The organism is uncultured Thioclava sp. (genome assembly GCF_913064665.1).
Lineage (GTDB): Bacteria > Pseudomonadota > Alphaproteobacteria > Rhodobacterales > Rhodobacteraceae > Thioclava > Thioclava arctica.
This window is the reverse complement of record NZ_CAJYBT010000013.1, coordinates 18,520-31,617: the sequence shown is the minus strand read 5'-3', so window position 1 is coordinate 31,617 and position 13,098 is coordinate 18,520. Positions and strand designations below refer to the sequence as shown.

Annotated in this window: 12 protein-coding genes; 11 read left to right on the top strand and 1 reads right to left on the bottom strand. The window is 59.9% G+C overall.

Annotation, left to right across the window (positions count from 1 at the left end; all coding sequences use genetic code 11):
* Window positions 1-39: 39 nt before the first annotated feature.
* The 4 genes from QZ571_RS07495 to ugpC are packed head-to-tail and all read left to right on the top strand — an operon-like array spanning window position 40 to window position 4,058.
* Entirely contained in the window at window positions 40-1,107 is a 1,068-nt protein-coding gene (locus tag QZ571_RS07495) for a carbohydrate ABC transporter permease (protein ID WP_295533089.1), read from the top strand.
* A 1-nt stretch (window position 1,108) separates the two neighbouring features.
* Complete coding sequence (locus QZ571_RS07490) at window positions 1,109-1,987, top strand: carbohydrate ABC transporter permease (protein WP_295533088.1); 879 nt, start codon at window positions 1,109-1,111, stop codon at window positions 1,985-1,987.
* 6 nt (window positions 1,988-1,993) lie between these two features.
* On the top strand, window positions 1,994-2,986 hold the full coding sequence (locus tag QZ571_RS07485; protein WP_295533087.1) for a levansucrase: 993 nt from the start codon (window positions 1,994-1,996) through the stop codon (window positions 2,984-2,986).
* Between the two features lies 1 nt (window position 2,987).
* Window positions 2,988-4,058 (top strand): sn-glycerol-3-phosphate ABC transporter ATP-binding protein UgpC, encoded by a 1,071-nt coding sequence (gene ugpC / locus QZ571_RS07480; RefSeq protein WP_295533086.1) that lies wholly within the window; start codon window positions 2,988-2,990, stop codon window positions 4,056-4,058.
* 450 nt (window positions 4,059-4,508) lie between these two features.
* On the opposite strand, the gene QZ571_RS07475 is transcribed toward ugpC, so the two are convergent.
* Window positions 4,509-5,018: a DUF4405 domain-containing protein gene (locus tag QZ571_RS07475; protein WP_295533085.1), complete on the bottom strand. Its 510-nt coding sequence runs from the start codon at window positions 5,016-5,018 to the stop codon at window positions 4,509-4,511.
* Window positions 5,019-5,301: 283 nt separating this feature from the next.
* On the opposite strand from QZ571_RS07475, the gene secE reads away from it, so the two are divergent.
* The 7 genes from secE (at window position 5,302) to rpoB (ending at window position 13,090) form a co-directional block, all read left to right on the top strand.
* Entirely contained in the window at window positions 5,302-5,487 is a 186-nt protein-coding gene (gene secE, locus QZ571_RS07470) for a preprotein translocase subunit SecE (protein ID WP_295533084.1), read from the top strand.
* A 227-nt stretch (window positions 5,488-5,714) separates the two neighbouring features.
* Window positions 5,715-6,254, top strand: a complete 540-nt coding sequence (nusG, locus tag QZ571_RS07465; protein WP_038131524.1) for a transcription termination/antitermination protein NusG — start codon at window positions 5,715-5,717, stop codon at window positions 6,252-6,254.
* Between the two features lie 103 nt (window positions 6,255-6,357).
* Entirely contained in the window at window positions 6,358-6,810 is a 453-nt protein-coding gene (rplK, locus tag QZ571_RS07460; RefSeq protein WP_295533083.1) for a 50S ribosomal protein L11, read from the top strand.
* A gap of 3 nt (window positions 6,811-6,813) precedes the next feature.
* Entirely contained in the window at window positions 6,814-7,512 is a 699-nt protein-coding gene (gene rplA / locus QZ571_RS07455; RefSeq protein ID WP_295533082.1) for a 50S ribosomal protein L1, read from the top strand.
* Between the two features lie 245 nt (window positions 7,513-7,757).
* Window positions 7,758-8,270: a 50S ribosomal protein L10 gene (gene rplJ / locus QZ571_RS07450; RefSeq protein ID WP_295533081.1), complete on the top strand. Its 513-nt coding sequence runs from the start codon at window positions 7,758-7,760 to the stop codon at window positions 8,268-8,270.
* A gap of 66 nt (window positions 8,271-8,336) precedes the next feature.
* Window positions 8,337-8,708 carry a 50S ribosomal protein L7/L12 gene (rplL, locus tag QZ571_RS07445; RefSeq protein WP_295533080.1) on the top strand — a complete coding sequence of 124 codons (372 nt, stop codon included), beginning with the start codon at window positions 8,337-8,339 and terminating at the stop codon, window positions 8,706-8,708.
* Window positions 8,709-8,953: 245 nt separating this feature from the next.
* The gene (gene rpoB, locus QZ571_RS07440) at window positions 8,954-13,090 is read left to right on the top strand and encodes a DNA-directed RNA polymerase subunit beta (protein ID WP_295533079.1); all 4,137 of its coding nucleotides are present in this window, start codon (window positions 8,954-8,956) and stop codon (window positions 13,088-13,090) included.
* The last annotated feature ends 8 nt before the right edge of the window (window positions 13,091-13,098 follow it).

The window sequence follows — 13,098 nt, the reverse complement described above, 5'->3', positions numbered from 1 at the left end:
GTGCCCTTCCCGTCTTCCCCAAGATCTGGAGTTTGAGTCATGCGCTCCTCGCTGACATCCGCCAACCGTGAGGGCTGGGCCTTTGCCTTGCCGGGGATCGTTCTGATCTTTGCCTTCATCATCACGCCGTTCATTCTGGCCTTTGGCTTTTCGCTCACCAATCAGCGGCTGATTTCGCCGAATCCGACGCGCTATGTCGGGCTGGAGAACTATCAGCAAATGCTGGGGCTGGCGTTTGTGACGCTTGACGCCAAGCAAGACCCAAACGGCAAGGTCGCGACAGATCCGAGCGGCCATCCCGAATTTCCCCCATTGCGCACGATCACGCGCAACGCCGACACCCCGCAATATCGCGGCATGCAGGAATGGTTCCGCTGGGAGACGGGCACGCAAGCGCATCTAGTGATCGCGCGGGACGTGGTGTTCTGGAAGGCGCTGGTGAACACCTGCCTCTTCGTTCTGATCGTAGCACCAGTGCAGGCGGGACTCGCCTTGGGGCTGGCCTTGTTGATCAACCAGAAATTGCGCGGGATCACACTGTTCCGAACGATTTATTTCATGCCCGTGGTGGTCTCGATTGTCGTGGTCTCGCTGTTGTGGCGCTTCATCTATGACGGGCATGACGGGCTGCTTAACAACATGCTTGCTGGGCTGAGTTTTGGGCATTTTCACCCGGTCGACTGGCTGGGCAACCCTCATACTGCACTGGGATCGATCATGGTGATGTCGATCTGGCAGGCCGTCGGGTTTCACATGGTGATCTGGCTGTCCGGGTTGCAAACGATCTCGCCCACGCTTTACGAGGCCGCCGCGATCGAGGGATCGTCGAGTTGGCAGACCTTTCGCTACGTGACCTGGCCGGGATTGCGCCATACGGCGGTGCTGGTGCTGATTGTGATCACCATGCAGTCCTTTGCGCTGTTCAGCCAGATCGACGTGATGACCAAGGGCGGACCGCTCGATTCCACGCAGACGTTGGTCTTTCAGGCCGTGCAGCGCGGCTACGGGCTGCAAGATATCGCCGGGGGCTCGACAATTTCGGTCATCTTGTTCGTGATCGTATTATCGATTTCGCTGTTGCAACGCTGGCTGACGAGGGAGCGCTGAGATGGCTGCCATTCGTGCCGATAACCACCGCCTGCGGCTTGCCGTGCGCTACCTTGTGCTGATCCTGATCGCGGCGATCTTCATCTTCCCGCTGATGTTCATGGTCATGTCGAGCTTCAAGCCCAGCGATCAGCTGCTGTCTGATACCTCAAGCTTGCGGGCCTTCCTGCCAGTGGGCGATCTGAGCCTGCATAACTACATGGGCGCGTTTGAGCGCGCGCCGGTAGGGCTGTTCGTGGTCAACTCGATTTTCGTCACGAGTACGACGGTTCTGCTGTCGCTGCTCGTCTGTTCGCTGGCTGGGTTCTCCTTTGTTTTTCTGCAATGGCGGGGGCGCGACGTGATGCTGTCGATCGTTCTGGCCACGCTGATTGTGCCCTTTGAGACCATCGCGATTCCGCTGCTGCTGGAAGTGTCGAAACTGCCGTGGCTGGGCCTGTCCGGGCTGGAATGGGGCTGGCTCGACAGCTACCGCGTGCAGATCATTCCGTGGATCGCGGACGGGCTGACGATTTTCCTCTTCGTGCAGTATTTCAAGGGCCTGCCGGAGGAGCTGATCGAGGCGGCGCGGGTGGAGGGGGCCAGTTGGCTGCAGATCTATCTGCGTGTGGTCCTGCCGCTTTCGGGCCCGGTAATCGCCACCGCGGCGATCTTGAAATTCCTTGTGATGTACAACCAGTACCTCTGGCCGCTGATCGTGGTCCAGCAAGAGCAATATCGGCCCGTGATGGTCGGCCTGCAATATTTCTTCCAACTCAGCCCAGCCTGGGGCGAGATCATGGCTTACCTGACACTGATCACGGTGCCGGTCCTCGCCTTTTACCTGGCGCTACAACGGGCGTTCATCGCCTCTATCGCCACGACGGGCGTGAAAGGATAAGTCGATATGGTTCTCTCACTCGAAAACCAATGGGTCTGGGACAGCTGGTATGCCCATGATGGCGCGCGCTGGCATGCGTGGTTTCTCAAAGCCGACAAGTCGCTGGGCAATCCGGAGCTGCGTCACTTCAATGTCAGCCAAGGGCATGCCGTCTCGGATGATCTGAAAAACTGGCATCACTTGGGTACCTCGCTGGCCCCTGCGCCGGAACCCGCGTGGGACGACATGGTGACATGGACGGGCTCGGTGCTGCGCGATGAGCAGGGGCTGTGGCACCTGTTCTATACGGGTGGCCGGCGCTCTGAGCAGGCGCTGTATCAGCGTATCGGTCATGCCACGTCGCACGACTTGCACAATTGGACCCGGGTCGGCGACGGGCTTTGTCTGGATATGACTGGCCCGAATGCGACCTTCTACGAGGCCGAGCACCAGCGCGGTCACTGGCATGACCGGGCAATGCGGGATCCGTGGGTTATGCGTGATCCAGCGGGTGAGGGCTGGCTGATGTATTTCACCGGCCGCGCCTCGGGGATCGCCGAGGGCAATGCCGCAGGGGCGATCGGCTTGGCAACCTCCCGCGATCTGATGCACTGGGAGTTGCAGCCCCCGGTGTTCACGGGCGGCTATGGCCAGCTTGAAGTGCCGCAGGTCTTCACGGTGAACGGGCGGTGGTATTGCCTGTTTTGCACCGCGGCCGAGCATTGGAGCGAAGCGCGCATCGCAGAGACCGGCATGACGCCAGTGACCGGAAACCACTATCTGATCGCCGAGCATCCGCGCGGGCCCTGGCGCATTGCGCCCGGATTTCTGGATGGCGCAAACCCGTGCCGGCGCTATGCCGCGCGCATTTTGCAGACCGAGGAGGGGCTGGTGATCATTGGCTTTGACGATAACGGGCGCGATGCGTTTGTGGGGCAGATCCGCGATCCTGAGCCGGTCCATGTCGATGCTGCTGGCTATCTGCAACTTGGGCCGCATCCTGACCAGGGAGGGGCGTGAGATGGCCGAGATCAAGCTGCGCGGATTGCGCAAATCTTATGGCGGACATGAGGTGATCCGCGGCGTCGATATCGACATTGCGGACGGCGAGTTCTGCGTCTTTGTCGGGCCATCGGGCTGCGGAAAATCGACGCTTTTGCGGATGGTCGCGGGGCTCGAGGACATCACCGATGGAACGCTCGAAATCGGTGGGCAGCGGGTGAACGAGGCGCAGCCGCGCGACCGCGGCGTCGCCATGGTGTTCCAAAACTATGCAATATTTCCGCATATGAGCGTGCGCGAGAATATGGCCTTCGGGCTGACAATTGCTCATGCGTCGAAGGCGGAGAAGGCCGCGAAAGTCCAGCGCGCTGCCGAGATATTGCAGATGGAGCATCTGCTGGACCGTCGCCCAAGCCAACTCTCGGGCGGTCAGCGCCAACGGGTCGCCATCGGGCGGGCCATCACGCGCAATCCGGGGGTGTTCTTGTTCGATGAGCCGCTCTCGAACCTCGATGCGGCGCTGCGAATGGACATGCGCATGGAGATTGGCAAACTGCACAAGCAACTTGGCACGACGATGATCTATGTTACCCATGATCAGGTCGAGGCGATGACACTGGCCGATAAGATCATCGTGTTGCGCGATGGGCAGGTGATGCAGGCGGGCGCACCGATGGAACTGTATCAAAACCCGGTTAATCGTTTCGTGGCGGGCTTCCTTGGTGCGCCGTCGATGAATTTCCTCGACGTAGAGATTGTCGCGGCAGACAACGAGACCGCCAAGGTTGCGCGTCCTTCGATGGACCCGATCGTGGTGCCCACGCGTGGACGGCGCTTTGTTCCCGGTGCCCGCGCGGTGCTGGGCCTGCGCCCGCAACATATCTCGGCCTGCGCGCCCGATCAGGGTGTCTTACACGGTCAGGTCACCCTGACCGAACGGCTTGGGAGCGAGACGGTCGTCGATTTGGTGATGCAGGACGGCAAGAACGTGATCGCCGCGTTTGGCGAAGACAAAGAGTTCGAGCGCGGTCAGCGCGTCGATCTGATCTTCGCCCCTGAGCAGGCGCATCTATTCGAGGAGGAGAGCTGAAAGCGGAACTGATGGAGATTGTCTTTGCTTGCGTGAGTGCAGGTTCACTCCCATCAGAGGGGAAAGCGTTAAAACCTGAGCGACAAACGATCTAGTTCTCATGCAGCACAGCAAGTCTCACCCGCTCCCAAGTCGATTTCCAAACCCGTGATCGAGAAACCCTCTCTGCATCACGGGTTTGGCACGGCAGTGTTGATGTGACCGCTCTCCTTTGTGGATCGTTGCAGACCCACTTTGGCACATCGATGCCGTCGGAGGGCGGTTACATCATCAACGTCTTTTCCGGGCCGTTTTGGGTCCGGCTGATCATTGCGGCGGTCTGTGGGGTTCTGGCGTGGAGCGAAAGCCAGCAGGGGCCGAAACGGCTGACCGAGGCGCAGCGCGAGACGTTTCTGCGCTGGGTGATTGCGCAAAAGACCTTTGGGCAGGGGGCGCAGGGGGCGGGCGAAATTACGGCGCGCTCAGCAGGTTGGCGAGGGCAGCGCTTGATTTGCCCGAAGTCGTGGCGATGTCGCTGAGGCGCGTGCTGGTGTCGCGCACGGTGTAGCCGGCTTGGGTCAGCTTGGTGCCGAGGGCTTGTGCGCTGAGGCCCAGGATCGGGGCTGCGGCCTCTAGCGGGGCATCGAGCAGCTTTTGCGCCAAGGCAAATTGCGGCGGGCCACCGCGCGCGCCGCGACTTGAGGACGCGCCGATCTGGGGCACGACAAAGGCCAGAGCGGCCACCAGCGAAACCGCCATTGCAATCGCCATCGGCGCGCGTTTGAGATAGCAGGTCATCGGCCGCCAATTGCGCCAGATATGCAGCACGAAAGGCACGATCAGCACCATCGACAGCCAAACATGCATGCTGTGAAACCAGTTGCTGCCCCAGTGAAAGAACAGCGCTATCCCCGAGATCAGCGAGACCAGAAACAGCCCGGTGATCAGCGGCGTGGCGTAGCGATTGAGAAGGCTGGGCATAGCGGGCTCCTGTTGCGTCATAGGTCCATGCGCCAATGCGCGGCGCATGTAAGGATTAACGGTTCGATCCCCCGATCCCGTCGCGGGTTTCGGCGCAAAGCCGTCTTGCAGGGGTAGCAGGGCCCCGTCAGCGCCACGTCAGCGCTGCGTTTCGGGGCAGGGGGCGCAAATGGGTTGAAATCCCGCCCCTCAGCGCGTATCTGGCAGCAGTTGCGCGCTGATGGTTGCGCCAAGACAGACAGGCAGGCGCCGCAAATGGGCGCGCTTTACAGGGATAACGATCATGGCGAACCCTCTTCAGTTTCTCCAGCAGGTGCGCTCGGAAGCGGGCAAGGTCACTTGGCCCTCGCGCCGCGAAGTGCTGCTGACGACCGGCATGGTGCTGGCGATGGCGGCGCTGACGGCACTGTTCTTTTCGCTGGTGGATTGGGTGATCCGTCTGGGTGTTAGCCAGATTATCGGAAGTTGATCGCGCCCGCCTGCGATTGCGTCAAACAGGGCGAGATCGCGCGAACGCGTCTTTAACGGTCTTGAAATCATTGGCGCACGGCGGTATGGGAGCGGAACTTTCCCAGAGGCGGCGTGCATCGATTCGCGTGGTGCGCGCTGTTTTTTGTTCGGAGCGTGCGGGCTAACCCGCTGCAAGATTTGAATTTTACGGCGCTCTTGCGTCGGTATGAAGGGGCTAAGGTCGGCATGGCGAAGCGTTGGTATTCGGTGAGCGTTCTCTCGAATTTCGAGAAGAAAGTGGCCGAGGGGATCCGTCAGGCTGTTATCGATCAGGGTCTTGAGGACCAGATCGAAGAAGTCTTGGTGCCCACGGAAGAAGTAATCGAAGTCCGTCGCGGCAAGAAAGTCACCTCTGAGCGGCGCTTCATGCCGGGCTATGTGCTGGTGCGCATGGAGATGACCGACAAGGGCTATCACCTTGTGAACTCGCTCAACCGGGTCACCGGGTTTCTGGGGCCGCAAGGCCGCCCGATGCCGATGGGCGATGCCGAGGTGAACCGTATCCTCAGCCGTGTCGATGAGACCGGTGAGGCCGCTGCTCCGCGCAACCTGATCTTCTTCGAGATCGGCGAGAACGTGAGCGTGACCGACGGCCCGTTCGAGGGTTTCTCGGGCATGGTCGAGGAAGTGGACGAGGCGGCAAGCCGTCTGAAGGTGACGGTGTCGATCTTTGGTCGGCCCACGCCGGTCGAATTGGAATTCACGCAGGTGCAGAAAACCGCCTGAGTGTAACCCGTGGGAGGCGAGGGGCCCTGAGAGCAGGCATCCCCGGACCGGACCACTAAACTTCGCGCCCCTTCGGGTGTGACAGTGATAAGGAGAGGGCCAAATGGCCAAGAAAGTAGTTGGGCAGCTGAAGCTGCAAATCGCGGCTGGTGCGGCAAACCCGTCCCCGCCCGTCGGTCCTGCGCTGGGTCAGCGCGGCATCAATATCATGGAATTCTGCAAGGCGTTTAACGCCAAAACGCAGGAAATGGACAAGCAGGCGAAGATCCCGACGGTCATCACCTATTACGCTGACAAGTCCTTCACCTTTGAGATCAAGCAGCCGACGGCGAGCTTCTTCATCAAGCAAGCTGCTGGCCTCAAGCCGGTTGGCAAGCGCAACCGTCCGAAGGGCTCTGAGGCCCCCGGTCGTGTGACCGCTGCGACGATCACCGCGGCTCAAGTGCGTCAGATCGCTGAAGCGAAAATGTCTGACCTGAACGCCAACGACATCGAAGGCGCGATGAACATCATCCTCGGCTCGGCGAAGTCGATCGGTATCGAGGTGAAAGGGTAAGTCATGGCAAAGCTCGGTAAACGGACCAAAGCCGCCCGCGAAGCTTTCGCTGGCAAAGACAACCTCTCGATCAAAGAGGCCGTGGCGCTGATCAAGTCGAACGCACATGCGAAATTCGACGAGACGCTGGAAATCGCGATGAACCTGGGCGTTGACCCGCGTCACGCAGACCAGATGGTGCGCGGCGTTGTCGCCCTGCCCAACGGCACCGGTAAAACCGTGCGCGTGGCTGTGTTCGCTCGTGGTGCCAAAGCCGATGAGGCACAGGCAGCCGGGGCTGACATCGTTGGCGCCGAAGACCTGATGGAAACCATCCAGTCGGGCAAGATCGAATTCGATCGCTGCATCGCAACCCCGGACATGATGCCGCTCGTCGGTCGTCTGGGCAAGGTGCTGGGCCCACGCAACCTGATGCCGAACCCCAAGGTTGGCACGGTGACGATGGATGTCGCAACGGCTGTGGCTGCGGCCAAAGGCGGCGAAGTCCAGTTCAAGGTTGAGAAGGCTGGCGTCATCCATGGCGGCATCGGCAAGGTGTCGTTCTCGGAAGACAAGCTGGTTGAGAACGTGCGCGCCTTCGTGGACGCCGTTTCGAAAGCTCGCCCCGCTGGCGCGAAGGGCACCTATCTGAAGAAGGTGTCGCTGAGCTCCACGATGGGCCCGGGCGTGTCGCTGGACGTCGCGTCCGCAAGCGGCAACTAACAGAATTCCACCGGGAAACCGGTGGATGGTGGGGCGGGTGTCTTGTACAACCGCCCTGACCTGTCCGAGACGGAGGGTGCCGGGAAACTGGCTTAATTTCCTTCCTGAGATGGGGATCGAGACCATTTCCGGGGTAAGCCGCTTGGCTGATCTCGGGCGATCTGGCCTCGGGCCCTTTCGGACCCGACCCCGGGAAACCGGGAAAATGAGAGCCGGGGGGAAACCCCCATACTTGGAGTGTAACTGTGGATAGAGCCCAAAAAGAGAAAGTGGTCGAGGAACTCGGCCAGATCTTCGCAAGCTCTGGCGTCGTAGTGGTTGCCCACTACGAGGGTATGACGGTTGCCAATATGCAGGACCTGCGGGCGCGCATGCGCGAAGCTGGCGGGTCGGTTCGCGTTGCCAAGAACAAGCTCGCCAAGATCGCCCTTGAAGGTCAGCCCTGCGCAAGCATCGCTGATTACCTGACGGGCATGACCGTGCTTTCCTACTCGGATGATCCCGTCGCTGCGGCGAGGGTGGTTGTCAAGTACGCCAAGGAAAACGAGAAACTCTCGATCCTTGGTGGTTCTATGGGAGAGTCGGCTCTGGATATCGCCGGTGTGAAAGCCGTCGCCGATATGCCCTCGCGCGAAGAGCTTCTTGCTCAGATCGCGTCGTGCATTGGTGCGCCTGCAAGCAACATCGCCGGTGCCATTGGCGCGCCTGCAAGCAACATCGCGAGCATCCTGTCCTCGATCGAGGAAAAGGCTGCTTAAGCAATCGACATGTCCCGTAGCGGCTTGAAACCGCGACGTTGGAACCCCAAATCTAGGAACTGAGAAATGGCTGATCTGAAAAAACTCGCCGAAGAAATCGTGGGCCTGACCCTTCTGGAAGCCCAGGAACTGAAAACCATCCTCAAAGACGAGTATGGCATCGAGCCCGCCGCTGGTGGCGCTGTGATGATGGCTGGCCCGGCAGCAGCTGGCGAAGCCGCTGAAGAGAAAACCGAATTCGACGTCGTTCTCGTCGAAGCCGGCGCTCAGAAAATCAACGTGATCAAAGAAGTTCGCGGCATCACGGGCCTCGGCCTGAAAGAAGCCAAAGACCTCGTTGAGGCTGGCGGCAAAGTCAAAGAAGGCGCGTCGAAAGGCGAAGCTGAAGAGATCCAGAAAAAACTTGAAGCAGCTGGCGCGAAAGTCGAGCTCAAGTAATTTCGCCGGATGCGCTCGCATCCGACATGAGATAGGGCTGGGTCCGGGAATTTCCGGGCCCAGCCGAACCTGTCTTGGAGAGGGCTTTGGCCTATTAGAAGCCCTCTCCAAGGCGGTGTTCGCGGTTCGGGAGCTATCCGGTGGGACGGATGGCAGGTATGGAACCGCCCCCCTTCATTCGCCTTGCGGCGTGCAATGGGCCCCGACATTGCGCAGCCGCGAAGAGACGAAAGGTCACGCAGAGCATGGCTCAAGCTTACGTTGGTCAGAAACGCATCCGTCGCTATTACGGCAAAATCCGTGAAGTCCTTGAAATGCCGAACCTCATTGAGGTTCAGAAATCCTCATACGATCTGTTCCTGCGCTCGGGGGAGGCTGATCAGCCCACCGATGGCGACGGGATTCAGGGCGTCTTCCAATCGGTTTTCCCGATCAAGGATTTCAACGACAACGCCATTCTGGAGTTCGTGAAATACGAGCTTGAGAAGCCGAAATACGATGTCGAAGAGTGTCAAAACCGCGACATGACCTACGCAGCGCCCCTCAAGGTGACGCTGCGTCTGATCGTGTTTGATATCGACGAAGATACCGGCGCTCGCTCGGTCAAAGACATTAAAGAACAAGACGTTTTCATGGGCGACATGCCCTTGATGACCAATAACGGGACGTTCATCGTGAACGGCACCGAGCGTGTCATCGTGAGCCAGATGCACCGCAGCCCCGGCGTGTTCTTTGACCATGATCGCGGCAAGACCCACAGCTCGGGCAAGCTGCTGTTTGCCTGCCGCATCATTCCCTATCGCGGTTCGTGGCTGGATTTCGAATTCGACGCCAAAGATCTGGTGTTCGCACGCATCGACCGTCGCCGCAAACTGCCGGTGACGACGCTTCTGTATTCTCTGGGCCTCGATCAGGAAAGCATCATGGATGCTTACTACGAGACCGTGAGCTACACCGCCAAAGGCAAATCCGGCTGGGTGACCAAGTTCTTCCCCGACCGGATGCGCGGCACCCGTCCGACCTTTGATCTGGTCGATGCGGCAAGCGGCGAAGTGATCTTGAAAGCGGGCGAGAAAGCGACCCCGCGCATGGTCAAGAAATGGCGCGATGACGATGCGATCCCCGAGCTGTTGGTGCCCTTCGATCATATTCTGGGCCGCTATTGTGCCAAGGATATCATCAACGAAGAGACCGGCTTCATCTATATTGAAGCGGGCGATGAGCTGACGGCGGAATACAACAAAGACGGCGAGCTGTCGGGTGGTTCGGTCAAGGTGCTCGTGGATAACGGCATCACCGAAGTGCCGATCCTTGACATCGATAACGTCAATGTCGGCCCCTATATCCGCAACACGATGGCGGCGGATAAGAACCTCAACCGCGAAACCGCGTTGATGGATATTTACCGCGTGATGCGTCCGGGTGAGCCCCCGACCGTTGAGGCGGCCGAAGGTCTGTTCAACCAGCTGTTCTTTGATTCCGATCGCTATGACCTGTCCGCTGTTGGCCGGGTGAAGATGAACATGCGTCTCAATCTGGATGCGCCCGATACCCAGCGCACGCTGCGTCGCGAAGACATCATCGCCTGTATCCGCGGGCTGGTGGAATTGCGTGACGGCAAGGGCGAGATCGACGATATCGACCACCTCGGCAACCGCCGGGTGCGCTCGGTCGGCGAGCTGATGGAAAATCAGTATCGCGTCGGTCTGCTGCGTATGGAACGCGCGATCAAGGAACGTATGTCCTCGGTCGAGATCGACACGGTGATGCCGCAAGATCTGATCAACGCGAAACCGGCTGCGGCTGCGGTGCGTGAATTCTTCGGCTCTTCGCAGCTGAGCCAGTTCATGGACCAAACCAACCCGCTGTCGGAAGTCACCCACAAACGCCGTCTCTCGGCGCTTGGCCCGGGTGGTCTGACGCGCGAACGTGCCGGCTTTGAGGTGCGCGACGTTCACCCGACCCACTACGGTCGGATGTGCCCGATTGAAACGCCCGAAGGTCAGAACATTGGTCTGATCAACTCGCTGGCCACTTTCGCCCGCGTGAACAAGTATGGCTTCATCGAAACGCCTTATCGCAAGGTCGAAGACGGCAAGGTCACCGATGAGGTGGTCTATATGTCGGCCACCGAGGAAATGCGTCACACCGTGGCGCAGGCCAACGCGACGCTGGATGAAAACAACAAGTTCACCAGCGACCTGATCTCGACGCGTCAGTCGGGCGAATACTCGCTCAACCCGCCCGAGGTGATTGACCTGATCGACGTCTCGCCCAAGCAGCTGGTTTCGGTCGCCGCGGCGCTGATCCCGTTCCTTGAAAATGACGATGCTAACCGGGCCTTGATGGGCTCGAACATGCAACGTCAGGCGGTTCCGCTTCTGCGCTCCGAGGCTCCGTTCGTGGGCACCGGGATGGAAGCGATCGTGGCGCGCGATTCTGGCGCGGCGATCATGGCCAACCGTGGTGGTATCATCGACCAGGTGGACGCACAGCGGATCGTTATCCGCGTGCCCGAAAACCTTGAAGCGGGCGCTCCGGGCGTGGACATTTACCGTCTGCGCAAGGTCAAACGCTCCAACCAGTCCTCGACGATCAACCAGCGTCCTGTCGTCAAAGTTGGCGACCGGGTGCAAAAAGGTCAGGTCGTGGCCGACGGTCCGTCCACCGATCAAGGTGAGCTGGCTATCGGGCGCAACGTGATCGTCGCGTTCATGCCGTGGAACGGCTATAACTACGAAGACTCGATCCTGATTTCTGAGCGCATTCACCGCGATGACGTGTTCACCTCGATCCATATCGACGAATACGAAGTAGCGGCGCGCGACACGAAACTGGGGCCGGAAGAGATCACCCGCGACATTCCCAACGTCGGTGAGGAAGCTCTGCGCAACCTCGACGAGGCCGGGATTGTTTATATCGGTGCCGAAGTTGGCCCGGGTGACATTCTGGTCGGCAAGATCACTCCGAAGGGCGAAAGCCCGATGACGCCGGAAGAAAAGCTTCTGCGCGCCATCTTCGGGGAGAAGGCCAGCGACGTGCGCGATACCTCGCTGCGTTTGCCGCCGGGTGCGTTTGGCACGATCGTCGAAGTGCGTGTCTTCAACCGCCATGGTGTGGAAAAAGACGAGCGCGCATTGCAGATCGAGCGGGAAGAAGTCGAACGTCTCGCACGCGACCGCGACGACGAGCTGGCGATCCTCGAGCGCAACATCTACGCGCGTCTGCGCACGCTGATCATGGGCAAAAAGGCTGTCAAAGGCCCTAAAGGCGTCAAGCCGGGTTCCGAGATCAACGAAGAGCTGCTTGGCACATTGTCCAAAGGTCAGTGGTGGCAGCTTGCCCTTGAAGACGAGGGTGACGCGAAAGAGGTCGAGGCTCTCAACGATCAGTTCGAGGCGCAGAAACGCGCTCTTGATCTGCGCTTTGAAGACAAGGTCGAGAAAGTCCGTCAGGGCGACGATCTGCCTCCGGGCGTGATGAAGATGGTCAAGGTGTTCGTGGCCGTGAAGCGCAAGCTTCAGGCAGGCGACAAGATGGCTGGTCGTCACGGCAACAAAGGTGTCGTGTCCAAGGTCGTGCCGGTCGAGGATATGCCTTTCCTCGCCGACGGGACGCCGGTTGACTTGGTGCTGAACCCGCTGGGCGTGCCGTCGCGCATGAACGTCGGTCAGATCCTTGAAACCCATATGGGTTGGGCATCGCGCGGTCTGGGCATCCAGATCGACGAGGCAATCCGGGCCTATCGCCGCGATGGCGACATGACCCCGGTCAAGGCTGCGATGCGTCACGGCTATGGCGATGAGACCTTTGAAGAGGCCTTCTCGGACATGGACGATGAAGGCCTGCTGGAAAGCGCGGAAACCGTTCGCGGTGGCGTGCCGATTGCAACCCCGGTCTTTGACGGGGCGAAAGAGGCCGACATCAATGACGCGTTGACGCGTGCGGGCTTTAGCGAGTCCGGTCAGTCGGTGGTGTTCGATGGCCGCTCGGGCGAGCAATTCGCCCGCAAGGTCACGGTTGGGGTGAAATACTTCCTCAAGCTGCACCACTTGGTCGATGACAAGATGCACGCCCGTTCGACCGGTCCGTACTCGCTTGTCACGCAGCAGCCGCTGGGTGGTAAGGCGCAGTTCGGTGGTCAGCGTCTGGGTGAGATGGAGGTCTGGGCACTCGAAGCTTACGGTGCCGCCTACACCTTGCAAGAGATGCTGACGGTCAAATCCGATGACGTGGCTGGCCGTACCAAAGTCTATGAGTCGATCGTCAAGGGCGAGGACAATTTCGAAGCCGGCGTGCCGGAATCGTTCAACGTTCTCGTCAAAGAGGTCCGGGGCCTTGGCCTCAATATGGAACTCCTGGATGCGGAGGACGACGAGTGAGGGCTTAG